At 72.2% G+C, this 25,662-nt stretch carries 19 protein-coding genes; 8 read left to right on the forward strand and 11 right to left on the reverse strand.

Annotated features, from left to right (window positions below; translation table 11 throughout):
• The 10 genes from AB0P17_RS16635 to AB0P17_RS16680 all read right to left on the reverse strand — a co-directional run.
• Nucleotides 1-1,022 (reverse strand): PfkB family carbohydrate kinase (locus tag AB0P17_RS16635; RefSeq protein ID WP_365811551.1); only part of this gene is annotated, 1,022 nt, incomplete at its 3' end.
• On the reverse strand, nucleotides 1,019-2,488 hold the full coding sequence (locus tag AB0P17_RS16640) for a cytosine permease (protein WP_365811553.1): 1,470 nt from the start codon (nucleotides 2,486-2,488) through the stop codon (nucleotides 1,019-1,021). The genes AB0P17_RS16640 and AB0P17_RS16635, both read right to left, overlap by 4 nt.
• A 109-nt stretch (nucleotides 2,489-2,597) precedes the next feature.
• Complete coding sequence (locus AB0P17_RS16645) at nucleotides 2,598-3,632, reverse strand: ADP-ribosylglycohydrolase family protein (RefSeq protein ID WP_365811555.1); 1,035 nt, start codon at nucleotides 3,630-3,632, stop codon at nucleotides 2,598-2,600.
• A complete protein-coding gene (locus AB0P17_RS16650) occupies nucleotides 3,629-4,348 on the reverse strand; it encodes a GntR family transcriptional regulator (protein WP_365811557.1) in 720 nt (239 codons plus the stop codon). Before AB0P17_RS16650 ends, AB0P17_RS16645 begins: the two co-directional genes overlap by 4 nt.
• A gap of 126 nt (nucleotides 4,349-4,474) precedes the next feature.
• Nucleotides 4,475-7,081, reverse strand: coding sequence for an endo-beta-N-acetylglucosaminidase (locus AB0P17_RS16655; RefSeq protein ID WP_365811558.1), 2,607 nt, complete (start codon nucleotides 7,079-7,081; stop codon nucleotides 4,475-4,477).
• Nucleotides 7,082-7,211: 130 nt separating this feature from the next.
• The gene (locus AB0P17_RS16660; RefSeq protein WP_365811559.1) at nucleotides 7,212-8,543 is read right to left on the reverse strand and encodes a glycosyl hydrolase; all 1,332 of its coding nucleotides are present in this window, start codon (nucleotides 8,541-8,543) and stop codon (nucleotides 7,212-7,214) included.
• A 24-nt stretch (nucleotides 8,544-8,567) separates the two neighbouring features.
• On the reverse strand, nucleotides 8,568-9,443 hold the full coding sequence (locus AB0P17_RS16665; protein WP_365811561.1) for a carbohydrate ABC transporter permease: 876 nt from the start codon (nucleotides 9,441-9,443) through the stop codon (nucleotides 8,568-8,570).
• The gene (locus AB0P17_RS16670) at nucleotides 9,443-10,441 is read right to left on the reverse strand and encodes a sugar ABC transporter permease (protein ID WP_365811563.1); all 999 of its coding nucleotides are present in this window, start codon (nucleotides 10,439-10,441) and stop codon (nucleotides 9,443-9,445) included. Before AB0P17_RS16670 ends, AB0P17_RS16665 begins: the two co-directional genes overlap by 1 nt.
• On the reverse strand, nucleotides 10,438-11,739 hold the full coding sequence (locus AB0P17_RS16675) for a sugar ABC transporter substrate-binding protein (protein WP_365811564.1): 1,302 nt from the start codon (nucleotides 11,737-11,739) through the stop codon (nucleotides 10,438-10,440). Before AB0P17_RS16675 ends, AB0P17_RS16670 begins: the two co-directional genes overlap by 4 nt.
• A gap of 127 nt (nucleotides 11,740-11,866) precedes the next feature.
• On the reverse strand, nucleotides 11,867-15,037 hold the full coding sequence (locus AB0P17_RS16680) for a glycoside hydrolase family 38 C-terminal domain-containing protein (RefSeq protein WP_365811566.1): 3,171 nt from the start codon (nucleotides 15,035-15,037) through the stop codon (nucleotides 11,867-11,869).
• A 182-nt stretch (nucleotides 15,038-15,219) separates the two neighbouring features.
• Here AB0P17_RS16680 and AB0P17_RS16685 point away from each other — a divergent pair, with 182 nt between their 5' ends.
• Nucleotides 15,220-16,299 (forward strand): LacI family DNA-binding transcriptional regulator, encoded by a 1,080-nt coding sequence (locus AB0P17_RS16685; RefSeq protein WP_365811568.1) that lies wholly within the window; start codon nucleotides 15,220-15,222, stop codon nucleotides 16,297-16,299.
• Between the two features lie 63 nt (nucleotides 16,300-16,362).
• On the opposite strand, the gene AB0P17_RS16690 is transcribed toward AB0P17_RS16685, so the two are convergent.
• The gene (locus AB0P17_RS16690) at nucleotides 16,363-18,225 is read right to left on the reverse strand and encodes a glycoside hydrolase family 76 protein (protein WP_365811570.1); all 1,863 of its coding nucleotides are present in this window, start codon (nucleotides 18,223-18,225) and stop codon (nucleotides 16,363-16,365) included.
• A gap of 314 nt (nucleotides 18,226-18,539) precedes the next feature.
• Between AB0P17_RS16690 and AB0P17_RS16695 the strand changes: the two genes are divergently transcribed.
• The 7 genes from AB0P17_RS16695 to AB0P17_RS16725 all read left to right on the forward strand — a co-directional run bounded on the left by AB0P17_RS16695 (nucleotide 18,540) and on the right by AB0P17_RS16725 (nucleotide 25,558).
• Entirely contained in the window at nucleotides 18,540-19,385 is an 846-nt protein-coding gene (locus AB0P17_RS16695) for a class II fructose-bisphosphate aldolase (RefSeq protein WP_365811571.1), read from the forward strand.
• Between the two features lie 469 nt (nucleotides 19,386-19,854).
• Nucleotides 19,855-21,072, forward strand: coding sequence for an FAD-dependent oxidoreductase (locus AB0P17_RS16700; RefSeq protein ID WP_365811573.1), 1,218 nt, complete (start codon nucleotides 19,855-19,857; stop codon nucleotides 21,070-21,072).
• Nucleotides 21,069-21,326, forward strand: a complete 258-nt coding sequence (locus tag AB0P17_RS16705) for a 2Fe-2S iron-sulfur cluster-binding protein (protein ID WP_365811575.1) — start codon at nucleotides 21,069-21,071, stop codon at nucleotides 21,324-21,326. The genes AB0P17_RS16700 and AB0P17_RS16705 overlap by 4 nt, the downstream gene beginning before the upstream one ends.
• A complete protein-coding gene (locus AB0P17_RS16710) occupies nucleotides 21,319-22,737 on the forward strand; it encodes an FAD/NAD(P)-binding oxidoreductase (RefSeq protein ID WP_365811577.1) in 1,419 nt (472 codons plus the stop codon). Before AB0P17_RS16705 ends, AB0P17_RS16710 begins: the two co-directional genes overlap by 8 nt.
• The gene (locus AB0P17_RS16715) at nucleotides 22,734-23,663 is read left to right on the forward strand and encodes a dihydrodipicolinate synthase family protein (protein ID WP_365811578.1); all 930 of its coding nucleotides are present in this window, start codon (nucleotides 22,734-22,736) and stop codon (nucleotides 23,661-23,663) included. The genes AB0P17_RS16710 and AB0P17_RS16715 overlap by 4 nt, the downstream gene beginning before the upstream one ends.
• A 1-nt stretch (nucleotide 23,664) precedes the next feature.
• The gene (locus tag AB0P17_RS16720; RefSeq protein ID WP_365811580.1) at nucleotides 23,665-24,666 is read left to right on the forward strand and encodes a proline racemase family protein; all 1,002 of its coding nucleotides are present in this window, start codon (nucleotides 23,665-23,667) and stop codon (nucleotides 24,664-24,666) included.
• Nucleotides 24,667-24,889: 223 nt separating this feature from the next.
• Nucleotides 24,890-25,558, forward strand: coding sequence for a GntR family transcriptional regulator (locus tag AB0P17_RS16725; RefSeq protein WP_365811581.1), 669 nt, complete (start codon nucleotides 24,890-24,892; stop codon nucleotides 25,556-25,558).
• Nucleotides 25,559-25,662: the final 104 nt, after the last annotated feature.

Here is a 25,662-nt window from a genome sequence, read left to right on the forward strand (position 1 = left end):
ATCGCGTACTTCTGCCCGTGCAAACCGGCATCCATCAACAACTTCGAGGCTGCCCGCGCCTCCTCGTCGCCCACCGGGACTACACGCAGTCCGGACTCGCCCAGGAAGGCGGCCAGCCGGTCCCGGTCGGGTGCGGTCGCGGGACCGCGGCGGCCCACCGCGTAGGCCGCCGCCGCGTTGGCGCCACGGGCGGCCGTCAGGGGATCCCTGCCCTGGGCGAGCAGCGCGAGGAACGAGCCCACATGGGCGTCGCCCGCTCCGTTGCTGTCGACCGGCGTGACCGGGAAGCCCGGTACGTGCCGGGTGGGCTCCCCGGGGGCCGCCAGCCAGCAGCCGTCCTTGTCGGCCCGTACGATCACCCCCGCGCCCGGCGCCAGCCGCTCCCGCAGCGCCGTCGCGGCCGCCGCCGGGTCCTCGTGTCCGGACATCAGCCGGGCCTCGCGGGCGTTGGCGCTGAGCCAGTCCGTACGGGCCAGCACCGGCGCCAGGACCGCCTCGGGAATGTCGGCGACCAGCGGCGCCGGGTCCAGACAGACCGTGACGTCCGGTCCCAGCGCGGCCGTGAAGCGGGACAGCAGGGGGCCGTTGACCGGCATCACCAGGCCGTACCCGGAGAGCTGCACCAGGTCCGCCGGCCGCAGCCGCGCGGCGACGGCCGCCGTCTCCGCCTCCGTCAGCCGCGCGTCGACCCCGAAACTGGTGACGAACGTACGCTCGCCGCCCGCGTCGACCAGGGCGACGGTGAAGCCGGTGTCCCCGTCCGTGCGGACCGGCAGCAGGGTGTCGATCCCCTCGGCCGCCAACGCCGCGCGGACGAGATCTCCGTAGGGCCCGGTGCCGTGCAGCCCGGCGAAGACCGCCTCCGTCCCGAGGCGCCGGGCCGCCGCGAGGGTGTTGAAGCCGCCGCCCGCCGTCAGCTCGGCACGCGAGCCGATGACGTCCCCGCCCCGCTCGGGCAGCGCGGGGACCTCGATCACCAGATCCGCGATGACGTTCCCGGCGAGGACCAGACGGCCGCTCACCGGCCGGCCTCGTTGAGCACGGGCGCCGCGGTGACCTCGCGCGGACGTCCGCCGAGGCGGCCGGAGAGGGCGTACACCCCCGCGCCGACGGCCATCGAGATCGCCCAGCCCAGGCCGTTCACCCCGAGCCAGGTGCCGGCGAGCGGACCGGAGAACCAGACGTCCTTCGCGCTCGTCCCCGCCTCGGTGAACAGCAGACCGGCCACGATGGCCACGGCCCAGCCGGTGACCGCCCCCACATGGAAGCCGCCCGTGTACCAGTACCGGCTGCCGCGCGAGGTGTCCATCAGCGCCGCGGGGTCGTACTCGCGGCCGCGCAGGGAATCCACCGCGATCACCCCGATCCACGCCGAGATGGGCACGGCCAGCAGCGTCAGGAAGGTCGAGAAGGGACCGTAGAAGTCCTTTGCGATCAGCATGAAGTACACACCGCCGGCGAACATCAGCACCACGTCGATGGCCACGGCCATCGGGCGCGGCACCCGCAGCCCCAGCGTGATCATGGTCAGGCCGGCCGAGTACGTGGAGAGGTGGTTCGACATCAGCAGTCCGCCGAAGGCCGCGACGAGATACGGGATCGCCATCCAGGACGGCAGCATCGCGTTGATGGCGGCGACCGGGTCGGCGGCGGTGGCGAGCGTCGGGTCACCGGCGGAGAGCAGCGATCCGAGCGAGATCAGCAGCACGAGCGGGATGCCCGCGCCGAACGCGGAGGCCACGACGAGCCGCCGCCCCGGGATCTCGCGGGGCAGATAGCGGGCGTAGTCGGCGCCCGCGTTCGCCCAGCCGATACCGGTGCCAGCGGCGATGAAACCGATGCCCGCCACCACTCCGCTGGTCGGTCCGGCCGGCGCGTCGAGCACCTTCGTCCACTCGACGGTCGCGACCAGGAAGCCCATCACGATCAGGTTGAGCACACCGAAGACGACGGTCGCCCACTTGTTGATCCACATGATGGTGGCGTGCCCGAGACCGCTGATCAGCAGCGTGCAGACGATGAAGACCAGCAGACACACCAGGGTGAGCACGGTGTTCTGGCCGACACCGAACGCGATGGCCAGCAGCGCCAGCAGGGCGTAGGCCGCGGTGGTCGTCGTGATCGTCTCCCAGCCGATCCGGCTGAGCCAGCTGATCAGGGTCGGGCCGGCGTTGCCCCGCTGCCCGAAGACCGCGCGGGACAGGGTGAGCGCGGGCGCTCCGCCCTTCTTGCCCGCCAGGCTCAACGCGCCGACCAGGGCGAAGGAACCGAACGACCCGAGCAGGGCGACCAGCGCGGCCTGCCAGATGTTCAGCCCACGGAAGGCGACGAGCGTGGCACCGAGCGGCAGCCCGAGGATGCTGATGTTGGCGGCGAACCAGGTCCAGAACATCTGACCGGCGTGGCCGTGTCGTTCGGCATCGGGGACCGGCTCGATCCCTCGGGTCTCCACGGAACCGACAACGTCGTTGGTTCTCGAAGCGGTCATGACGGACTTCCTTGCGTGGTGCGAAGGGACGTACGGGGCGGGTGCGGGCAGCGGTGCCCGGGGACCGGCCCGCGGGTGCGGGCCGGAGTGTGGTGGCGGGGGCCGCCGGTCAGGCGGCCGACGGGTGATCGGAGCCGGTGCGGACGGTCTGCTCGCGCAGGGCGAGCAGGCGCTCGGTCAACGGCTCCAGTGCGAGTGCGTTGACGGTACGAAGGGTCCCTACGGCCTCGGCGGGCAGCGCCGAGAGCCCGGCGACCGAGCCCGCGACCGCGCCGGCGATGGCGCCGATGGTGTCGCTGTCGCCGCCGAGACTGGCGGCCAGCAGCGCACTGCGCCACGGGTCCCCGCCGGTCACCGCGAGCACCGCGAAGGCCGCGGGCACCGATTCCTGGCTGGCGACACTGGTGCCGACGAGTGCGCAGATCCGGTCCAGGGCCTCGGCCTCCGGCAGGTCCCGCACCAGCTGCCACGCCCACTCGATCCGGGTGGCGATGTCCGCCCCGGCGATCCAGTGTCCGCGCCGGGCCCCGGCCCGCGCGGCGGCGACGGCCGCGGCGACGGCCTCGTCCAGCGTGCCACCGCCGACCCCGGTGCTCACGGCCGCGGCCACGGCCGCCGCTCCCGCGATCCCCACGGTCGTGTCATGGGTGACCTGGCAGGACTCCACGACCCGGTCGAGGAAGCCGGCCGACGGCTCCGTGGGGAAGGCGATACCGACCGGGGTGACGCGCATCGCGGCGCCGTTGGTGGAGCCGTACCGGCCCGCCTCCGCGGCCGGGACGCCCCGGGCGACGGCGTCCAGCGCGGCCTTGGTGGACGGGCCGAGGAGATCGAAGGAACCCTTGGCCTTCATCTCCTTCTCCCAGGCGAGGAGTTCGTGCGCGAGCCGGAGCGGATCGATGGTGCCCCGCCCCTCGTCGATCAGCCGTCCGACGATGACCGCCTGGTCGGTGTCGTCGGTGACCGACCCGGCCGGCATGCCCGCGCTGACCGGGTTGTCGGGCCGGGCGGGTTCGAAGCCGGTGACGGTTCCGTAGACCCGTACGACCTCCTCCCGGGACATGACCTGGGTGGGCATGCCCATGGCGTCGCCGAGGGCGAGCCCGTAGTAGGCGCCCAGGGCGCGGTCGAGCTGATCGTTCACGGTTGGCCTCCTCGGCCCGAGCGGACGTGCAGTTGGAACCGGACCGGGTCCAGCAGGCTGGTGACCTGCTCGACGACGGAGCCGTCGGCGGCCCGGTACACCTGGGCCAGGTGGAGGAACGACTCCCCGGGGGAGCGGTTCAGCAGGGCGGCCTCCGCCGCGTCGAGCCCGCGGACCGAGACCAGTCCCTCGCCGGAGTCGGTGACCCGGCCCGCGGCGACCAGCGCCGTGCTCAGCGAACCGCCGCCGAGGCCGCGCCGCGCCAGCCCGGCCAGTTCCCCGACAGCGGGGACCCGGCTGCGTTCGAGTGAGACCCCCTGCCCGTCGGCGAGGCGCCGGACCCGGTCGAGCGCGATGAACGCACTCGTCTCCAGGGCCAGCTCCCGGGCCAGTTCCTGATCGGTCACCTCTTCGAAGCGCAGGACCTCCACGGGCAGTTCGATGCCCTGCTCGGCCAGCGCCTGCGCCCAGCCGAGCCGGTTGTCCAGCGGTGTTCCGTCGAAGGTGATGAACGAGCCGATCCCGGCGTGCGTGGAGATCAGCCCCTGCTCGCCGAGGACCTGCAGGGCCTGCCGCAGCGTGGTCCGGCTGACGCCGAACCGCTGGGTGAGCGCGTGCTCCCCGGGCAGCCGACTGCCGTCCGAGTGCACCCCGGAGCGGATCTCGTCGGCGAGAACGCGGGCGATTCGATGATGCTTCTGTACCTGTCCAGGCATGTCCAGAAGGTACGCGCGCTCTCCCCTCCAGGTCCATGGCCGTGACCGAATCTTTGCGTGCGGCCGGACGGAGAGGAGCCCGGGGCGGCTCCGCCCCGGGCTCCTCTCCACCGTAAGGCCTGGGGCTCAGCCGCCCCGGAGCACGGTCTGGACCGTATTGCCCGCGTAGTCCTCCAGCACGGCGACGACCCTGCTGGTGGCCGAGGACATGGTCACCGTCATCGCCCCGCGGGTGGTGCGGCCGCGCACGATGTACGGCTTGTTCCCCGATCCGTATGTCGTCGCGAACGACTTCGGGGCACCGTTCTCCAGGACGGTGAGGGTGTGCCAGTCGGCCGACGCGGGCCGCGAGAAGGTGAAGGTGTTCCCGCTGACGCGCACGGCGGAGGCCGGGTACGGGGCGATCTCGGCGTCGGCGAAGGTGCCGCGCACGGCGGTCGGCGCCCCGCCTCCGGACGTCGCGGTCAGGACGTACCGGCTCCCGTCGACGGGCACACCGGTCAGTGTCGTGCCGGTGCTGGTGCCCGGGACGGTGACCTCCTTGGTGTACGGGGCGGACGTGTCGACACCGCTCACCCTCACCGTGACCGGCCGGCCCGACGCGGGCGGCTTCCAGGTCACCGCGAGCGCCCCGTCCCGGCCGGCCGCGGCGGTCACCTTCCCCGGCGCCGTCCCCAGGTCGAACCGTACGGTCGCCGGCTCGCTCCGGCTCCCGTCCGGGCCGACCGCCACCAGCCGGATGGTTCCCGAGGTGGCGGTGAACCGCTTGGCGTAGAAGACGTCGTCGTAGATGCCACCGAGGTAGGTGTCGTCGAGGAAGACGTCGTAGCGGCGGACGGTGTCGTAGTCGCTGCGCTGCCAGGAGAGGAAGAGTTCGTCGGAGTCGGGCAGGAACTGCTTCACGGCCAGCCCCTCCGGGACCGCCGGGGTGCGGTCGACGCCGTCCCGCAGGGCCAGCGCGCCCAGGTTGACCTGGTAGTTCTCGACGGGCGCGGCACCCGCGGCGACGACGAGGCCGAGCGAGGCGATGCGCTGCCCCGCGTACGCGGACAGATCGGCCGTGACGGTCCGCCACCCGTCCGTGCGCTTCCCGGAACCGGCCAGCGGCACCTGCACGACCTTGTCCGGGTCAGAGGCGAGCACCAGCGCGAGCCGCAGTTCGGAGTCGTCGTCGGCCGAGGACTTGGCGTAGGTGAGGTCGAGACTCGAACGGGAGGTGACCGACAGGTCGGTCTTGTAGAGGCGCACCGTGTTGTCACTGGCGAGCGCCCCGCTCAGGACGAGGGAGCTGCCGCCGTCGTAGGCGCCGATCTTCCGGTAGGAGAACCTGCTCGCCGGGGTGTACTCCGGGCCGTAGTCGAAGTCGGCGGTCAGCGGCGAGCGGTCCGCGTCGATCCACCACTGCCAGGAGACGGGGATGTCCTGGAGGTTGATGTTGCCCCACTCCGCGTCGTTGGACAGCCTGCCCTCGCTCCAGGTCGACAGGCCGTGGCCGGTGTTGAACGACGTGGCGAAGGTGCTGCCCTTGATGACGGAGCGTTCCGCGACGTACTTCGAGATGCCCTTCCAGGAGCCCTCCGGGGTGGTGGACCCCTGGGACGAGCCGGTCCACCACCGGCGTTCCCGGTCGAAGACCTGCGCCTGCGCGGCGTCGTCGGTCTTGGCGGCGTAGTCGGAGGAGACGAAGTCGGCGCCGAGCGTGGCGATGGCGTTCATGGGCGCGCCGTCGGCACCGAGGTTGTCGTCGAGCTGGTAAGGCTGGTTGAACTGGTACATCCCCGCCTCGACACCGGCGAACACGCTCCTGCGGGAGTCCAGGCCGAGACCGGCCGCGTACGCCTTCGAGCTGGTGAGCTTGGACTTGTTCCACCAGTAGTTCAGGAAGATGGAGTCGGACACGTCACCGAGCCGGGCGTCACGCACGAAGGGCCCGTTGACCGCGTTGAACTCGTTCTGGTAGGAGATCCCGCCGCTGGAGTTGCTGACGGAGTCGTACCACTGCACGTACATCCCGCCGTCGCGCAACTGCTTGAGGAACTGCTTGTACGCCGTGATGTCGGCCGGCGCGACGGAGCTCTCCTGATTGACGAAGTAGCCGTCGAAACCGTAGTACTCGGCGATCTCGATGAGCTTCGCGGCCGCGGGGAAGGCCCCCGAGGCGTCGCGGACCAGCAGCTCGGAGTAGTCCTGGTCACCGCGGTCGTTCGGCGAGAAGAAGATGCAGCCCAGCGACCGCACCCCGTTGGCGTGCGCGGCGTTGGTGTAGCCGGGGTTGGGCAGGTTCAGCATCCCGAACTCGAACCACTTCTCCCGCCAGTCCAGGTCCGGGTCGTAGTAGTCCACCGGAACACCCTCGGTGGGCATCCCGTGCCAGGACGCGTACGCGTCCGTGTACTGCCAGTAGTTGAAGAGGTACTGACTGAACTCGTTGGTGTACGGGTGGCTTTCGAAGAAGGCGTTGCCGTAGTCGCCCGCGAGGGTGAGCTGCTGGGTCCCGGCGGGCAGGTTCCGGTTCCGCTGGGTGGCGGAGTTGGGGGCCGTACGCGTCTGCAGCGGCACCTTCGCGCGCAGGTACGGCGCGTCGGTGTCGTCCGCCGGGTTCCAGCGCAGCAGGTCGGTGGGGGAGTAGCCGTGCTGGTACGGCTGGTTGGCCCCCACCGCGCTCTCACCGGTCCAGGGCAGGGTGTCGCTCGCGACGGCGCTGCCCGCGCCGAGGGTGAGGGCGAGCGCCACGGCCAGGACGCCGGCGCAGGCCCGTCGTGCGGACCGTCCTCCAGTTCTGCGATGCCGTAACAAGACAGTGCCTCGCTTTCTCATCGGGGGTGACGGCCGGCCCTCACGACGGGCCGGTCCGCGAAGTGCCCTACAGAGGGGAGAAGGTGGGCGCGTCCTCCGCGTCCTCCGCGTACAGGCCGGGCCGTTCCAGGACCGCGGCGTCGCTGACGGACGTGTAGAAGGTACGGCCGGTCGGCGCGGCGGGAGCGGCACGCTCGACGGAGCGGGCGCCCAGCGCGGCGGGGTCGGCGGCGATGCCCGACGTGACCAGGGCGGGGCGCGCCCCGGCACGAGCGCGCTCCATCCACGCCTCGAAGACACCGCCGCCCGGCGAGAGTTCCGCCCGGGAGAGCGGCACGTCCGCGCCGTCGACCGGAATCACGACGGCCTCACGCCGGGAAGCGGGACGCGGTCGGTCGCGCAGCTCCGCGGCGAGTTCGGCGAAGCGCCGCCCGATCGGCTTCACCGCGCCGTCGGCCCCGATCAGGCCGAGGCTGTGCTCCAGGTCGGGGAAGTCGCCCAGCCGGCGGTCCACATCGTGCGAGCACCACCAGGTGATCCCCCACAGCGCCTCGCAGTCGGCCGCCGCCCGGACCGTCCCCTCGCAGAAGTCGGGTGCCTGCTCCTCCGACAGGTGGTTGAGCGGCGCCCCGACCTCCTGCAGCCACACCGGGCGCCCCGGGTCGACGGCGAAGGCCCGCGACAGCTCCACCAGGTAGGCGGCGTGGTGGAGGCTCTCGTGCGACATCGGACCGTACCCCTGCGCGGTGCCGTTGAAGATCCAGGAATGCACCACGCTCATCCCGCCGAACCGGCTGGAGTGCGACGGTACGAAGGCGTGCCCGTCGGCGTACCAGACCGCGTCGTACTCGGCGTTGAGCCGGAAGTGACGGGCGTCGCGCGGCCCGGCCCCGTGCAGCGCGCTGAGCCAGGACGTCACCTGCTCCGTCGTGGCGGGCATCGGGGTGGGGTGCGCCGCGGAGGTGAACTGGTTGACCTCGTTGCCCAGGGTCAGCCCCAGGAAGGTGGGCAGGTCGTGCAACTCCTCCTCGAACGCCTCGACCAGCCGGGCCTGGGCGGCGACGGCGTCGGGATCGGCGAACATGCTGCGCCGGTGCCAGTCCGTCAGCCAGCTCGGCACGAAGTCGAATCCGGACAGGTGCCCCTGCAGGACATCGACGCTCGCGTCGAGACCGGCCCCGGCGGCGATCTCCACGACCCGGCGGACGTCCCGCAGGGCACGCCGCCGGATCAGGGTCCGGTTCGGCTGCACCACCGGCCACAGCGGGAGGACCCGGATGTGATCGAGCCCCAGGGCGGCCACCGCCTCCAGATCGCGCCGGACGGCCGCCCAGTCCGGATCCAGCCAGGAGTAGAACCAGTCCCGGGAGGGCGTGTAGTTGACTCCGAACCTCAGCATGTCGACCTTTCAGTCCGCAGCATGTCAGCCTTTCAGCCCGCCGGATTCCAGCCCGCGGAAGAAGTAGCGTTGCAGCACGGCGAAGAACGCGATGATCGGTACCAGGGCGATGACCGTGCCGGCGGCGATGAGACGCGGATCGTCGTAGAAGGTGCCGCGCAGCCGGTTCAGGCCGACGGTGAGGGTGTAGTTCTGCTCGTCCGACAGGACGATCAGCGGCCACAGGAAGTCGTTCCACGAGCCGACGAAGGCGAACACGGCCACCACGGTGATCACCCCCTTGACCTGGGGGACGGACACCCGGATGAACCGCTGCCAGGCGTTCGCCCCGTCCACGACGGCGGCCTCCTCGAACTCGCGCGGGAGAGCGAGGAAGGCGTTGCGCATCAGCAGGACGTTCAGCGCCGCCACGAGGGTGGGCAGGGCGACACCGACGAGGGTGTCCGCCAGCCCGGCCGCCCTGACCGTGAGGAACTGCGAGATCAGCACGGTCTCCGACGGCACGAGCAGCGCCATGACGACCAGCACGGTCACCGCCGACCGGCCGCGGAAGCGCAGCTTGCCGAGGGCGTAGCCGGCGCAGGTCGCGCCGATGACGTTGCCGGTCACCGCCATGGCCGCCACCAGCAGGGAGTTGAGCAGGTAGTGCGGTACGGGGATCCGGTCGAGCACGGTGCCGAAGTGCTCGAACGTGGGGTGCTCGGGGATCACGGAGGGCGGCCGCTCGTACAGCGGCTCGCCCGCGCCCTTGAGGGAGAGTGAGAGCTGCCACAGCAGCGGGCCCGCCAGCAGCAGGGCCATCAGGACGAGGACGGCGTAGCGGGCCACCGCGCCGGGCCCCGCCCGGCGCCGGCCGCGCTCCACCCGGACCGGGACGCAGGAAGGGACAGTGCGGGGCATCAGACGTTCCTCTGCTTGCGCTGCATGGCGAGCTGCGCCAGGAGCAGCCCGCCGAGGATGACGAACATGACGAGACTGATCGCGCCGGCGTATCCGGTACGGGCCTGGAGTCCGGTGCCCTCGCGCTGGATGAGCATGGTCATCGTGAGGTCGCCGCCGCCCACCCCTCCCGTGCCGTTGGTGAGGACGTAGATCTCCCCGAAGACCCGGAAGGCTGCCACCGAGGACAGCACGGCGACGAGCGCCATGGTCGAGCGCACGCCGGGCACGGTGACGTCGAGGAAGGTACGCACCGTCCCCGCGCCGTCCACGGCCGCCGCGTCGTAGAGGCTGCGGTCGATGTTCACCAGGGCCGCCAGGTAGATCACCATGTAGTAGCCGAGGCCCATCCACACCGTGACGAACATCGCGCTGAACAGGAGCAGCCAGCGGTCGCTGAGGAACGGGAAGGGTGCGGAGGCGATCCGGAGGGTGGCGGCGACCTCGTTCACCAGACCCTTCTTGTCGAGCATGTTCGTCCAGATCAGCCCGACGACCACCGGCGACATGACGACCGGCAGATACATCGTCGTGCGGAAGAAACCGGCCAGCCGCTCCACCGAGCTGACCAGCACGGCGAGCATCAGCGGCAGCACCACCATGACGGGCACGACACACACCGTGTAGAGGGTGGAGTTCAGCAGGGCGGTGGTGAACCGCTCGTCGGCGAACATCCTGCGGAAGTTCTCCGCCCCGACGAAGCCACCGGTTCTCAGCAACGTCGAGTCGGTGAAGGCCAGTTGCAGGGTGTTGACGAACGGCACGAGGACCATGAGCACGATGACGGTCAGCGCGGGCAGCAGGAACAGCCAGGGAGTCGCATACCAGCGGTGGGTGGCCAGCGGGCCCCGGCGCCGGAGCGATCGGCCGCCCCGGGGGCCGCTCCGTCCGCCGCTCCGTCCGCCGCTCCGTCTGCCGCTCCGGCGGCCGGGGAGCGAGCGGGGCGCGGTGATCGTCATCCGTTGGTTTCCAGCCGCTCGTCGGAGTACTTGACGGAGGCGTCCAGCGCCGCCTTCACGGACTTCTTGCCGAGCAGGGCCTGGGCGATCTGTTCGCGCAGCGTCTCGCTGTCCGCGGAGCCCGAGAACGCGGGCGGCCACCACACGACGGCCTTTTTCACCTGGGCGGTGCTCTCGATCCGTACCTTGGTGGCCGGATCACCGTCGTCCTCGGTGAAGTACGGGTCGTCCAGCGTCCCGGCCGACGAGGGGAAGACGGAGGCCTTCCGGGCGAACGCCAGCTGATTGGCCGAGTTGGTCACGTACTTCGCGAACGCCCGGGCCAGCGCCGGGTGTTCGGAGCGTGCGTTCACGACGAGCGACTCGATGTACATGTTGGGGGAACCGTTGCTGATCCGCGCCCCGATGGCCAGGTTCTTGTAGACATCGGGCGCGGTGTCCTTCAGGTCGGTGAGGGTGTAGGAGCTGCCCGGCAGATAGGCCAGCCGGCCCGCCTTGAACTCCTCGACCTCCTTGGTCTGGAGGTTGTTCAGCGCCTCCTCGGTGAGCCCCTTCTTCGCGTACAGCGCCCGGAACCGCTCGACGAGCTCCACGCCCTTGGCGTCGTTGTACGTGAACTTCTCGCCGTCCTTGTCCATGAGCGGCACGCCGTACTCGCCGAAGGTCTCGATGGCGGGCATCCTGGCGATCATGGCGACGTCGGGGCAGTTGTCGGCCATGGTCTCGGCCTGGTCGAAGAGTTCGTCGTAGGTGGTGGGCAGCTTGGCGGGATCCAGCGCGCACTTCTTCAGCAGTTCCTTGTTGAAGAACGAGGGACCGGTGTTCAGATACCACGGGTAGCCGTACGTGCCCCCGCCCAGGCCGTCGAACGTCATCGCCTGCCACGCCTTGTCCAGATACTTCTCCTCGGCCCCCGGATCGGCCTTGCCGAGGTCCAGCAGGACGCCCGCTCGCGCGAGCGTGTAGGCGGCCTCGGGCCCCATGTCGACGACGTCGGGCAGCGAACCGGCCGCGGCGTCCGCGGAGAGCTTGTCCTGGTAGCCCTCGGCCGGCTGGTCCACCCACGTGATGTCCGTGCCCGGATGGGCCTTCTCGAAGGAGGCGATGAGGGTGTTGAAGTACGAGGTGAACTTCTCGTTCTTGAGGTTCCAGGTCTGGAAGGTGATCGAGCCGGAGACCTTCCCGTCCGATGCCTTGGGCGCCGATTCGCCACCGCCGCCGATGACGCAGGAGGACAGCAGCAGCGATCCGAGTACGGTGCCCGCGACGACGCTGCGCCGGCTGCCCGTTGATGTCATGGGGAATCTCCTCACATGTGGTGCGCGACAGTGTCGGGATGTGTCCCGAGTCAGGCGGTGATCCGTACGCCAGGTGGTGGCCGGTCCCGTCGGGCGGTGACCGGCCGACCGGACGGCGACCGGTGGGTCAGGTGGTGATCCGCAGGGTCGCCACCTGGAAGGGGCCGAGGTCCAGACGGGCGCCGTCGGCGGGCACGGAGTCCCCGGGCGGGGAGGGGGAGAGGGCCGGTGGCAGGCCGTCCTCCGGCCGGAAGGGGCGTTCGAGCAGATCGGTCTCGTACACGACGGAGTCCGCGCCGAGGGCCGCGGACGGGCGCAGCAGGGCCCGGGCCCGACCGCCCTGTGTCTCGTAGATCCGTACGACGAGGTCGCGCGAGCCGTCGTCCGCGAGTTTGACCCAGTCGACGACCGCGTGGCCGCTCAGCGCTTGGAGCTCCACGAGCGGGCGCAGCCCGGCGGGGACGTCGACCGCGGGGGCGTTGAACCGGTAGGCGGCCTCCACCGCGGCGGGCACGTCCACACCCGGCAGCAGGGCCCAGCGGAAGAGATGACGGCCCACGTCGGCGTCGGGGTCGGGGAACCGGCTGCCCCGCAGCAGCGACAGCCGGACGACCGTGGCGCCGCCCCGGGCGCGGGCGTCGGCGCCGTACATGGTGTCGTTGAGGATCGCGAGTCCGTACGCCCCGTCGGCCACATGGATATAACGGTGCATGCCGGCTTCGAACATCGCGTCCTCGGCGGCGGTGTTGACCAGCAGGGGACGCTCCACGTACCCGTACTGCGTCTCGAACCGCGCGGTCCGCGCCATGACATGGACCGGCAGCGCCGCCTTGAGCAGGTGCTCCCGCTCGTGCCAGTCGACGGCGCACTCCGTCTCCAGCCGTCCGGTGCCCGCGCGCAGCCACGCCGTGACGGTGAACTCCGAGGCGCCGAACCGGCGGACGACCTCGACGCCCGCGTCGGGTCCGTCGTGGACCACTCTGCGGCCGGTGACCTCGCCGGCCGTCCGGGGATGGCGCAGGGTGTGGCGGTCCACGTCCCAGGCGTCCCAGCGCACCGGCTCGTCACGGAAGATCTGCAGCTCGTTGGCGCGTTCGCCGGGGGCCACGGTCTCGCGGCCGGTGCGCAGATCGACCAGGGAGGTGAGGTGCCCTTCGACGTCGACGACGGCCCGGAGCACTCCGTCGTCCAGCACGGTGGCGCCGGCCTCCCCGTCCGTGACCCGGACGGCGGCCGGACCGTCCGCCGCGGCGGACGCGGACGCACTGAGGAACGGCGGCAGTACCCCGGCGGCCCGGTCCTTCCCCGCCATTTCCCTCCCAGCCGCTTCCTTTCCCGCCGCTTCCTTGCCGGGTCCGTCCGCCGCCGCCCCGTCCAGTGCCTTCGTGGCTCGCGCGACGAGGTCGTGCAGCCGCGCCACCGTGCTCCGGTAGAAGTCGCGGGCCTCCCGGTGCACCCAGCTGATGGAGGTGCCGGGCAGGATGTCGTGGAACTGGTGCAGGAGCACACCGCGCCAGATCTCGTCGAGTTCGTCCCGCGGATAGGGCGCGGTGCCCAGCAGTGTGGCCGCCGCGCCGAGGTACTCGGCGGCCCGGAGCAGCGACTCGCAGCGCCGGTTGTACCGCTTCATGGCCACCTGGGAGGTCAGCGTGCCCCGGTGCAGCTCCAGATACAGCTCCCCCCGGTGGACGGGGGCGAGGGAGGGCGACGCCGCGGTGATCTCCGCCAGTTCGCCCTCGGCGTCCTGGAAGAACTCCGCGGGGGTGCGGGAGGCGACCCGGGGAGCGCCCTCCAGATCGGCGAAGCGGCGCAGCCGTTCCGCCATCTCGGTGGTCGGACCGCCGCCGCCGTCCCCGTAGCCGTAGGGCAGCAGCGAGTGGGAGGCGATGGCCTTGTCCTTGAAGTTGCCCACCGCGTGGCGCAGTTCGCGGGCGGTGACCTCGGCGGCGTACGTTTCCACGGGCGGGAAGTGGGTGAAGACCCGGGTGCCGTCGATGCCCTCCCACCAGAACGAGTGGTGCGGGAAGACGGTGGTGTCGTTCCACGAGATCTTCTGCGTCAGGAACCAGCGTGCGCCGGCCCGGCGGGCCAGTTGCGGCAGCGCGCCCGAGTAGCCGAAGGAGTCGGGCAGCCACACCTCGCGCGTCTCGATACCGAATCGGTCAAGTAAGTACCGCTTCCCGTAGGTCAGTTGACGCACCATCGACTCGCCGGTGGGTATGACGCCGTCCGGCTCCACCCACATCCCGCCGACCGGGACGAAGCGGCCCTGCTCGACGTACCGGCGCACCCGTTCGAAGAGCGCGGGGTGGTGTTCCTCCAGCCAGGCGAAGTGCTGCGCGGCGGACATGGTGTAGATCAGGTCCGGGTGGGTGTCCAGCAGTGCGAGGACGTTGGAGACGGTACGGCCCACTTTGCGCACCGTCTCGCGCAGCGGCCACAGCCATGCCGAGTCCATGTGCGCGTGCCCCACGGCGGTCATCCGGTGGGCGCTGTGGTGGGCGGGCGCGGCCAGGAGCGGCGCCAGCACCGCGCGTGCCCGCCGGGCGGTGGTCACCGCGTCGGTATCGGTGTAGACGTCCAGGGCCTCTTCGATGCCGCGCAGCAGCCGCCAGCGGCGCGGTTCCTCGTCGCCGAGTTCGGCGGCGAGCCCGCCGAGGACGTCCAGGTCGCAGAGGAGGCCGTGCACCTCGGGCGAGAACACCGCGGTCTCCGCCCGGCGCAGCCGGAACTCCTCGAACGGCTCCCGCGCGCCCTTCTCGCCGTGTTCGGTGACGACGAAGGGCGGCAGGCCGAGCAGCAGGGGGTTGGCGGCGGCCTCGACATGGAGGACGAAGCGCCCCTCGGCGTCGAGCAGGGCGGACGGACCCGCGCCGGGCGCCTCCTTGAGCCGGATGCTGCTCTGCCGGGGATGGAGGCCCTTGATCACGGTGCCGTCCCGCGTGAAGACCAGACCCTCGCAGTGGCCGCCGACCGAGTGGTCGAACCACCCGAGGTCCAGCACGAGATCGACCGGTCCCGGCTGCTCGGGGTCGACCGTGCCCTGGACCCGGAACCAGGTCGTGGACCAGGCGGGGCCCCACGTGCCGCCCAGTGCGAAGGGCCGGTAGTCGGGGCGGGCGCGGCCCGCGTCGGTGGTCAGCCCGAGGGCGTGGCCCGGGCTCACCGGCTCGCCGCCGTCCTCGACGCCCCAGGCCTCGACCCGGACGCCGGCGAGGCGGGTGCGGACGCGGGGCAGGATGCGGTCCCGCCGTACCCGGTCCAGCCGGTCGAGCGTGAAGGCCAAGTGATCGTGCACCGTGGATCCTCTCCGGGAACAGGAGTGGCGAAGACGTTCTCATACGTTGCAGTACCGATGAGCTAATACGTTCTAGTCCTGGTGCGAGTGGCGGCAGACTAGTACGTTTCAGTAGCGCAGTCACCGCGCCGAATCATCACAGTTGGGTCACGCCGTCACGGCGGGGCGGCGACGGAGGGCCGATGGCACCGAAGAGGCAAGCCCGACCGGGAGCGGGAGCGCCGACGCCGCGCCTGCGGAGCACCGATATCGCGCGGCTGGCCGGTGTCTCGGTCTCCGCGGTCTCACTGGCCGTCAACGGGCGCCCCGGCCTGAGCGAGGAGACCCGCAGGCGCATCCTCGACGTCGCCGACGAACTCAACTGGCGCCCGCACCGGGCCGCCAGCGCGCTCAAGGGCGCGAGCAGTGACGTGGCCGGCATCGTCATCGCCCGCCCCGCCCGTACGCTCGGAGTGGAGCCGTTCTTCGCGCACTTCCTCTCCGGCCTGCAGTCCCGCCTCTCCGGCCAGGGCATCGCCACCCAACTCCTCATCGTCGAGGACACCGCGGCACAGACGGCGGTGTACCGGCGCTGGGCGGCGGAGCACCGCGTCGACGGGCTGGTCCTGCTCGACCTGGAGGTCGACGACCCCCGGCCGCAGCTCGTCGCCGACCTGGGCATCCCCGCGGTGACGCTGGGGAGTTGCGGCAACCGCATGCCGCTGACCAGCGTATGGGTCGACGACCATGCCGCGATGGCCGACATCCTGCGGTATCTGTCCTCCCTCGGCCACCGGCACATCGGACATGTCAGCGGCATCACGTCCTTCCAGCACACCAGGCGCCGGTTCGAGGCCATCCGCGATGTGCGCACCGTCCTCGGGACGGAAGTGGACTCCATCCCGACCGACTTCTCCGACGCCCAGGGCGCGGCGGCGACCCGTCGTCTGCTGCGGGCGGACCCCCGATGCACCGCGATCGTCTACGACAGTGACGTCATGGCCGTCGCGGGGCTCGGTGTGGCCACCGAGATGGGCCTCGCCGTCCCGGGCGACCTCTCCCTGGTGTCCTTCGACGACTCCGTCCTCACCACCATGGCGCACCCCCCGGTCACCGCGCTGACCCGCGACACCTTCGCGCTCGGCACGCTCACGGCCACCGAACTGCTCCGGGTGATGGCCGACGACCCGGAGCCCCGCGCCACCCAGGCCCCCACGCCCCGGCTGATCGTACGGGGCAGTACCGCACCGCCGGCGCTCCGCCCCCGGGGCGACGGAGCCTGACGGCCCCCGGGCGGGGCGGAGCCGGCGGAACCCGACGGTCCCCGGGCCGGGGGGAGTTGGAGGTCAGCGGGAGCGTTGGAGACCCGCCGCGGCCGTCAACGCTTCCAGCGCGCTCGCCTGGGTGCGCCAGTCGGCCTGGTTGGGGCCGGTGCCGGACCAGCGCTGGCCGAGCCGGTTGAGGGAGTCCCGGTCGGTGGTCCAGATCGAATCGGCCTGTTTCCTGATGTACGCCCGGTACGAGGCCGAGCCGGTGGCGTCCGCCAGATCGGCGAGGTGGCGCATGAAGATGCCCTTGAACTGCTTCTGGTTGTCGTCGCAGGACCGCGTGCCGGTGTCGCAGGACTCGGTCAGCACCCCGCCGCTGGTCAGCACCGGAGAGGTCGTCGCGGCGTCGGCCAGCCGTCGGGCCGTGTCCAGGTACCGGGCGTTTCCGGTCGAGCGCCACAGTTGGGTGAAGGCTCCGATCGCGAGGCCCTGGTTGTAACTCCACACGGTCTGGCCGTTGTTGCCGCAGCCGCCGGTCAGCCCGTCGTTGACCAGACCCGACGAGTTGATCATCCCGCCGGCGAGGTACCAGTCCGCCGCCGTGGCCGCGCGGGCGCCCCACGCGGTGTCGCCGTCGATCCGGTCGTGCAGCGAGGTGGTCAGCCACAGGTACAGCCCGTTGGTCACGGCGTTCTTGTAGGTGTGTTCCCGGTCCCACCACATCCCGCCGCCGCACGTTCCGGTGTCCCAGTGCTGCCGGACGTACTCGGTGATCGTGACCGCCTCGTCGAGGTAGCGCCGCTCGCCCGTGTAGTCGTACGCCGTCAGCCAGGCCACCGCCCACCAGGCCGCGTCGTCGACGGCGCGGCTGATGAAGTGGCCCTCGACCGGGTCGGAACCGCGCCCGCCCGCCGGGAAGACACCGCGGTTCTGCTCGAAGGTACGGGCGATCACCCAGTCGTAGTCGTGCCGCCCGGTGCGGTCGGCGAAATCGACGACCGAGGTGAGCGCGACCGCCGAGTTCCACCAACTGCTCCGCCACCAGCCCTCGTCGGTGTGGTACGAAGCCATCAGCGCGTCCGCCGCCGCGCGCTCCCGGGTCGGCGCGGGCCTGACCCAGGCCGTGCAGCCGCCCTCCTGGTGGGCCGCCTCCCGGCCGCAGGCACGGACCGCGCCGCCGTACAGGAGACCACGGGGGTCCCGGGTGGCGAACAGGACGGTCCGGGCCGAGGCCGCCCCGGCCGTCACGCTCGTCCGGCCGAGGGAGGAGCCCTCGGGCCAGCTCCCGCCGCCGTCCCAGGAACGGTCGAGCCAGATCTCGTCGCCGGCGCCGCCGTTCTCGACGACGCCCCAGGCCATGCCCGTTCGCTGGTCGACATGGAGACTGATGGCGCGCCCGAAGAGGGTGGCCGGCGGCACGGGGGTGTCGTCGCCCGACGCGGTTGCCGGATCGGCGCCGTCGCACGACGAGCCGTCGCACACCGTCGGATACACCCAGTCGGTACAGGCGACCGCGGCGGCGTCGCCGCAGGCGCGGATCCAGCCGCGCCGGTGGCCCACCGGATCGGTGAGGTTGTACATCAGGGTGCGGGTGCCGGTCCAGGTACCGGGGATGCTCGCCCTGCCGAGCAGCGGGTCCCAGGTGGCGCCCCGGTCCCAGGACCGGTCCAGCCAGACCGAGTCGCCGCCCGCGCCGTTGTCGATGCTCGCCCAGGCCATGCTGTCCGGGTCGGAGACGTGCAGCCGCAAGGTCCGGCCGTTGATGTTCCGCTCCGGCACCGGGAAGGTGTCCTGCCGTGCCTTCGAGGGGTCCAGGGTGTCACACGCCAGGGCGCAGACCGGCGTCGCGGCGCGGGATACGGAGGGGAGGGCGACGAGGCCGGTCAGGGCCAGGATCAGGGCCAGGAGGCCGCCGAGGAGGGGACGGGTCCACGCTGACATGACGTACCGCCTTTCCGTGAAAGCCGTACGCGGAAGGGAAGGGGCGGCCCGGCACTCGCCAACTCCCCAACTCCCCGAACACCACAGCACCGACCCGGTCGCTTGTCCAGAGCTCACGGGACAACGTTGTCGGTCACGCGGGAGGAGCGAGCGGCCGGTCCGCCCCGCGGCGGGCCGCCACCGCCTTTCGGCGGCCGGGTACCCTACGGGCCCGTACCGACGAGGTCAGCCCCCAACTCATCGTCCAGGAAAGCCCCGACCGGCCCCGGCGTCCGCGTGCCGCACGGCCGGCCCCGCCCGAACCGAAGGACATCATGCCTCTCACCGGCACCGGAGACACCGTGGCCGCCGCCGCGGCGGCCGGCCACGCGGCCGCCGCGTTCAACATCATCCAGATCGAGCACGCCGAGGCCGTCATCACCGGCGCCGAGGCGGCGAACGCGCCGGTCATCCTCCAGATCAGCGAGAACGCCGTGCGCTACCACGGCGCCCTCGCCCCGCTGGCCCGCGCCGCCCTGGCCGCCGGGGAGCGGGCCGGGGTCCCCGTCTCCGTCCACCTCGACCATGTGACGGCCCTGCCGCTGGTCGAGGAAGCCCTCGAACTCGGCCTGCACTCGGTGATGTTCGACGCCTCCACCCTCGACTACGCCGACAACGTCAAGGCCACCGCCGACGTCGTCGCCCGGTGCCACGCGGCGCGCGTGTGGGTCGAGGCCGAACTCGGCGAGGTGGGCGGCAAGGACGGCGTGCACGCCCCCGGTGTACGCACCGACCCGGAGGAGGCCGCCGCCTACGTCGCCGCCACCGGTGTCGACGCGCTCGCCGTGGCCGTCGGCACGTCGCACGCCATGCTCACCCGCGACGCCGAACTGGACTACGGGCTGATCGGCGCGCTGCGCCGGGCCGTTCCCGTCCCCCTGGTCCTGCACGGCTCCTCGGGGGTGTCCGACTCCGGACTCGTCGCGGCGGTCCGCCGCGGCATGACGAAGATCAACATCTCGACCCACCTCAACAACGCCTTCACCACCGCCGTGCGCGACCACCTCGCCGCCCACCCCGCCGCCGTGGACCCCCGCGGCTACCTCGGGGCGGGCCGGGCGGTCGTCGCCACCGAGGTCACACGACTGCTCGACATCCTGCGCCCGGCCCGCCCCGCCTGAGAACCCCGGTCCGGTCTTCCCACGGGAGGCCCTGACGTGTGGCACATGGAACCGCGGCAGGAGTTGCCCGGTACGGCACCTCGACCACTGTCCGTGGTGCAGTTGGCCTCCTGCCGCGGCAGCAGGACGGCCGGGGGCTTCGGCTACGGCCCGGGAACATCCGGGCCGGGACCCGAACCTGGGCTCCAGGGCACCGAGATGTGGCTCGCGATCATCTGGCTCCTCGCCGATCTGCTCGGCCGCTCCGGCGCCCTCGGCTGCCGCCCCCGTGGTATCCACCGTCCCGAACCGGTCCACGACGGCCCGCCGCGGAATGACCCACGCTCCGGTGGCATTGTCGTACCCACGAGTGGTCCGTACGTCCCCCGCGCGGCCGACGGCCCGGTGCCGCCGACTCGGACATGGTCCCGAGCACGATCGGGGCATAGGGGGCCTCCCATCACCACGGGACATGTGACATAGTACTGAGGTGCCCGCTCCTCTTCGGCCGCTTCGGCCTCTCCGGATCGTCGTCGTGGGCGCCGGCATCGTCGGCGCGGCGACCGCCCGCGCCCTGGCCCGCGCCGGCTGCGACGTGACCGTCGTCGACCGCGGCGCCACAGCCGGAGGCACCTCCGCCGGCGGCGAGGGCAATCTGCTCGTCTCCGACAAGGAACCCGGCCCCGAGCTGCGGCTGGCGCAGCGTTCGCTCGCCGCCTGGGCGCGGATCGAGGACGAGCTGCGCGACGAACTGCCCGCCGGATTCCCCGGTCTCGAACTGGAACGCAAGGGCGGCCTGGTGGTCGCCACGACCGAGGCCGGCGCGGCGGCCCTGCTGGCGTTCGCGGACACCCAGCGGGGCGCCGGGGTGACGGCCGAGACGGTGGACGACGCCGGGGCCCATGAGCTGGAGCCCGATCTGACACCGCACAGCACCGCCGCGGTGTTCTACCCCGAGGATCTCCAGGTGCAGCCGGTGGTGGCGACCGAGGCGTTGCTGGCCGCCGCCCGTCGGCACGGCGCCCGGGTGCGGCAGGGCGTCGAGGTGACGGGGCCGGTGCTGTCGTCGGGCCGGCTGGCCGGCGTACGGCTGGCCTCCGGAACTCTGCCCGCCGACGCGGTGGTTCTCGCCGCCGGGCCCTGGTCAGGCCTGGTCGCCGAGCGGCTCGGCGTCCCCCTCCCCGTGCGTCCACGGCGCGGCACGGTGCTGGTCACCTCGCGGATGCCGGCCCGCGTACGGCACAAGGTGTACGACGCCGACTACGTGGGCGCGGTCGGTTCGGGCTCGGCCGACCTGCAGGTCTCCAGCGTGGTCGAGTCGACCGCCGCCGGGACCGTCCTGATCGGCTCCTCCCGCGAACGCCGCGGCTTCGACGAACGGATCGAGGCCCGGGTGCTCGCCGCGCTGGCCGCCAAGGCGCTGCTGCTCTTCCCCTTCCTCGCCGACGCGCAGGCGATGCGCGCGTACGGAGGGTTCCGGCCCTTCGTCCCCGACCACCTGCCGGTGATCGGCGCCGACCACCGACTGCCCGGTCTGTGGCACGCGACCGGGCACGAGGGCGCGGGCATCGGCCTGAGCCTGGCCACCGCCGACCTGCTGCGCGACCAGCTCCTCGGCGGCGCCGACGGGGCCACCGATCCGCTGGCCGCCGAGTTCCGCCTGGACCGTCCCACCCTGCTGCCGCACCTCGAAGGGGCCGCCCGATGACGGGGATTCACATCGAGGTCGACGGGGACCGGATCGCCGGCCTCGCCGGCCAGACCATCGCCGGACTGCTGCTGGCCGACGGGCGGGTGGCCTGGCGGCGTACCCGCACCGGCCGCCCCCGCGGGGTCTTCTGCGGGATCGGTGCCTGCTTCGACTGCCTGGTGACCGTCAACGGCCTGCGCGACGTACGGGCCTGCCAGCGGCGGGCCGTGGACGGCGACAGGATCGACCTGCAGGAGGACGATCGTGACTGAGGTACTCGTCGTGGGCGGCGGCCCGGCCGGATTGGCCGCGGCGCTGGCCGCCCGCCGCCACGGCGCCCGCGTCGTGCTGCTCGAAGCCGGCGACGACATCGGCGGGCAGTACTGGCGGCATCTGCCGGACGGACGGGCGGACCCGGACGAGCGGCGGTGGCAGCACGGCTGGGACCGCTTCGTCGCGATGCGCGCCGCACTGCTCGGCGACGAGGGGTGCGAGGTCGTGACCGGCGCGCACGTCTGGTCCGTCGACCGGCGTGACGACGCCACGCCGCTGGTGCACGTGCTCGTCGGCGAGCCCGACGGGCAGGGGCGTGAACCCCGTACCTACGATCCCGCGGCCCTGGTGCTCGCCACCGGGGCGTACGAGCGCACCCTGCCGTTCCCCGGCTGGGACCTGCCCGGGGTCTTCACCGCCGGGGCGGCGCAGGCTCTGGCCAAGGGCGAGCGGGTGGCCGTCGGCCGCCGCGTCCTGGTGGCCGGCGCCGGGCCCTTCCTGCTGCCCGTGGTCGCCGGCCTGCTGCGGATCGGCGCCGAGGTCGCGGGCGTGGTCGAGGCGGCGGGCCCGGCGCAGCTCGCCGGGGGCTGGGCGGCCCGGCCGTGGCGGCTGTTCCCGGCCCGGCGCAAGGCCGGTGAACTGGCCGGTTACGCCCGCCAGTTGGCCGCCCACCGCATTCCGTACCGGACCGGCGCGGCGGTCATCGCGGCGCACGGCACCAAGCGCGTGGCGGCGGTCACCGTGGCGCGCCTGACCCGGGACTGGACGCCGGTCCCCGGCACCGAACGCCGGATCGAGGTCGACGCCGTCTGCGTCAGCCACGGCTTCGTCCCGCGCACCGAACTCGCCACCGCGGCGGGCTGCGCGGTCGGCGCGGACGGCGCGGTCACCGTCGACGAGCGGCAGCGCACCTCGGTGCCCGGGGTGCTGACGGCCGGTGAGCTGACCGGTATCGGCGGCGTCGACCTGGCGCTGGCCGAGGGCGCGATCGCCGGGAGCGTCGCCGCCGGGGGCGTGCCCGCACCGGGCGCGGTCCGCGAGCGGGCGGCCTTCCGGGAGGTCGCCGCGCGGCTCGCCGCCGCGCACGGTATCCGCCCCGGCTGGCGCTCCTGGGTGGACGACGACACCGTGGTGTGCCGCTGCGAGGACGTCACCGCGGGCGCCCTGCGCCGGACCGCGGAGCTGACCGGATCCCGCGGGCTGCGCTCGCTCAAACTGACCACCCGGGCCGGCCTCGGCCTGTGCCAGGGCCGCACCTGCGGCCGCGCGGTCGAGGACCTGCTCACCGGCGCGCACGGGCCCGGCCTGCTCGACCCGGGCCGTACCGCACACCGGCCGATCGCGACCCCCGTACGCCTGGGCGAACTCGCCGCTTCCCCCAGGACCAGCAACCGAGAGGACCTCCCATGAGTTCCGCACCGACCGACCTGCGCGGGGTGATCGTCGCCACCGCGCTGCCCTTCAAGGAGAACCCCTCCGCCCCCTCCGGGCTGGAGGTCGACTACGACCGCTACGCGGAGCACTGCGACTGGCTCATCAGCAACGGCTGCCACGGCGTCGGTCCGAACGGATCGCTCGGCGAGTACTCGGCGCTGACCGACGCGGAGCGCCGCAAGGTCGTCCAGGTGGCCGTCGAAACGGTCGGCGGGCGCGGTGTCGTGGTGGCCGGAGTGCACGGGCCCGGCTGGCACCAGGCCAAGCACTGGGCCGAACTGGCCGCCGAGGACGGCGCCGACGGAGTGCTGGCGCTGCCGCCGACGATGTACCGGGCCAGCCGTGAGCAGGTCGTCGAGCACTACACGAAGATCGACGAGGTCGGGCTGCCGATCATGGTCTACAACAACCCGGTCGACACCAAGGTCGACCTGGTCCCGGACCTGGTGGCCGAGATCGCCGAGCTGCCCCACGTGACCGCGATCAAGGAGTTCAGCGGGGACGTACGCCGGCTCTTCGAGATCACCGAGCTCTGCGACATCGACGTGGTGGCCGGCGCGGACGACGTGCTGTTCGAGCTGATGGCCGACGGGGCGGTCGGCTGGTTCGCCGGCTTCCCCAACACCTTCCCCGCCGAGTCGGTGGCGATCTACGACCACATGCTGGCCGGGCGCTTCGAGCAGGCCCGGGAGCTCTACCGGCACCTCGTCGCGGTGTTCCGGTGGGATTCGCGCACCGAGTTCGTCCAGGCCATCAAGCTCGGCATGGAGATGGTCGGCCGGTACGGCGGCCCGTGCCGCCCGCCGCGCGGCCCGCTCTCGGCCGAGCACGACGCCCGGGTGCGGGCCGACATGCGGCGGGCCATCGCCGCGGTCGAGGCGCACCGCGTGACGGCGGCCTGAGATGCGTACGTCCCGGCTGTTCTCCGCGGTCGACTCGCACACCGAGGGCATGCCGACCCGGGTCGTGACCGGCGGCGTCGGGGTGATTCCCGGCGCCACCATGAACGAACGGCGGCTGTACTTCGCCGAACACCTCGACCACGTACGGCGGCTGCTGGTGAACGAGCCGCGCGGCCACGCGGCGATGAGCGGGGCCGTCCTGCAGCCGCCGACCCGTCCCGACGCGGAATTCGGCGTGCTGTTCATCGAGGTCTCCGGGTGCCTGCCGATGTGCGGCCACGGCACGATCGGGGTGGCCACGGTGCTGGTCGAGACCGGGATGGTCGAGGTCGTCGAGCCGGTGACCACCATCCGTCTCGACACCCCGGCCGGGCTCGTGGTGGCCAACGTCGCGGTCAAGGACGGGCACGCCGACAGCGTCACACTGGAGAACGTGCCCGCGTACTGCGACCGGCTCGACGAGACCGTCGAGGTGCCCGGCCTCGGCGAGGTCCGGTACAGCCTGGCGTTCGGCGGGAACTTCTACGCCATGGTGGACCTCGACGACGTACGGCTGCCGTTCGACCGCGCGCGCAAGGGCGAGATCCTGAGCGCCGGGCTGGCGATCATGGACGCGATCAACACGTCGGCGCCGCCCGCACATCCGCTGATCGACGGGGTCGACCACTGCCACCACGTGGAGTTCATCGCCCCCGGTTCGGACGCCGGGCACTCGCGGCACGCCATGGCCATCCACCCCGGATGGTTCGACCGGTCGCCCTGCGGCACCGGTACGTCCGCCCGGATGGCCGAGCTGCACGCACGCGGCGAGCTGGCGCTGCACCGGGATTTCGTCAACGAGTCCTTCATCGGCAGCCGGTTCACCGGCCGTCTGGTGGGGGAGACGACGGTCGGCGGCCTGCCCGCGGTGCTGCCGGTCATCACCGGCCGGGCCTGGGTGACCGGGATCGGCCAGTACATGCTGGACCCGACCGATCCCTACCCGGCCGGATTCGAGTTCTGAGCCCCCGGGTGCGGCCGGGCCGTACACGACCACACGCTCCGGCGGTCGGTGACATAGCGGGGGTCACCGGCGCCGGTGCCGGTGCTGGCGGCGCCGGTCCCGATGGACCTCCGTGTCGATGTACCCCCGCACCTGCGACGACCGGTGAATGGGATACTCGGCACTGCGCCGGCCGACGGCGGTCGGCGGGATGTGACATTTTAGTGGTGGGAGGACGGCGCGGATGAGCTCATCAATCATCGGCCCGGTGTCGGTGGGGACGAGCCTGCGCGGCACGGTGGAGGACGCGGTGGCCGCGGCCATCGTCTCGGGTGAACTGGCCCCGGGGACCCTGGTCACCGCGCCGACGCTGGCCGCGCGGTTCGGGATCTCCGCCACCCCGGTCCGTGAGGCCCTGCTCAACCTGCAGGGACGCGGATTCGTCGACGTGGTGCGCAACAAGGGTTTCCGGATCACCGAGGTCAGCGAGCAGGACCTCTGGGAGATTGTGCGGCTGCGCCAGCTCCTGGAGGCGCCGCCGATGCGGGAGATCGCGCGGGCGCTGCAGCCGGAGGCCGCCGCCGACCTGCGGCGCAGGGCCCAGGTGATCGTCGACTCGGCCGCCGCGGCCGATCTGGCGGCCTACCTCGCCGCCGACATGGCCTTCCATCTGCGGCTCCTGGAACTGCACGGCAACCGCCGGCTGGTCGCGATGGTGAAGGACCTGCGGCAGCAGACCCGCATGGTGGGCCTGGCCGACATGGTCGGCACCGCCGAGCTGGCCCGTTCGGCGGCCGAACACCACAGCCTGGTGGACCTGTTGGAGGCGCGCGACGGGCGGGGTGCGGAAACGCTGCTCACCGCCCACATCGGCCATGTGCTCGGCTGGTGGAACGGCCGCTCGGAGGAGTGAGACACCGGTGTGACGAGCCCGCCCGGCCGAGCCGGGCGGGCTCGTCGGCGTGCCCCGGAACCGGAATGTCACCCCGGTAAATTCTCGCGGAACCTCTTCTCCCG

Origin of the sequence: Streptomyces sp. NPDC088124 (assembly GCF_040685895.1) — a bacterium.
In the GTDB taxonomy this organism is placed as follows: domain Bacteria; phylum Actinomycetota; class Actinomycetes; order Streptomycetales; family Streptomycetaceae; genus Streptomyces.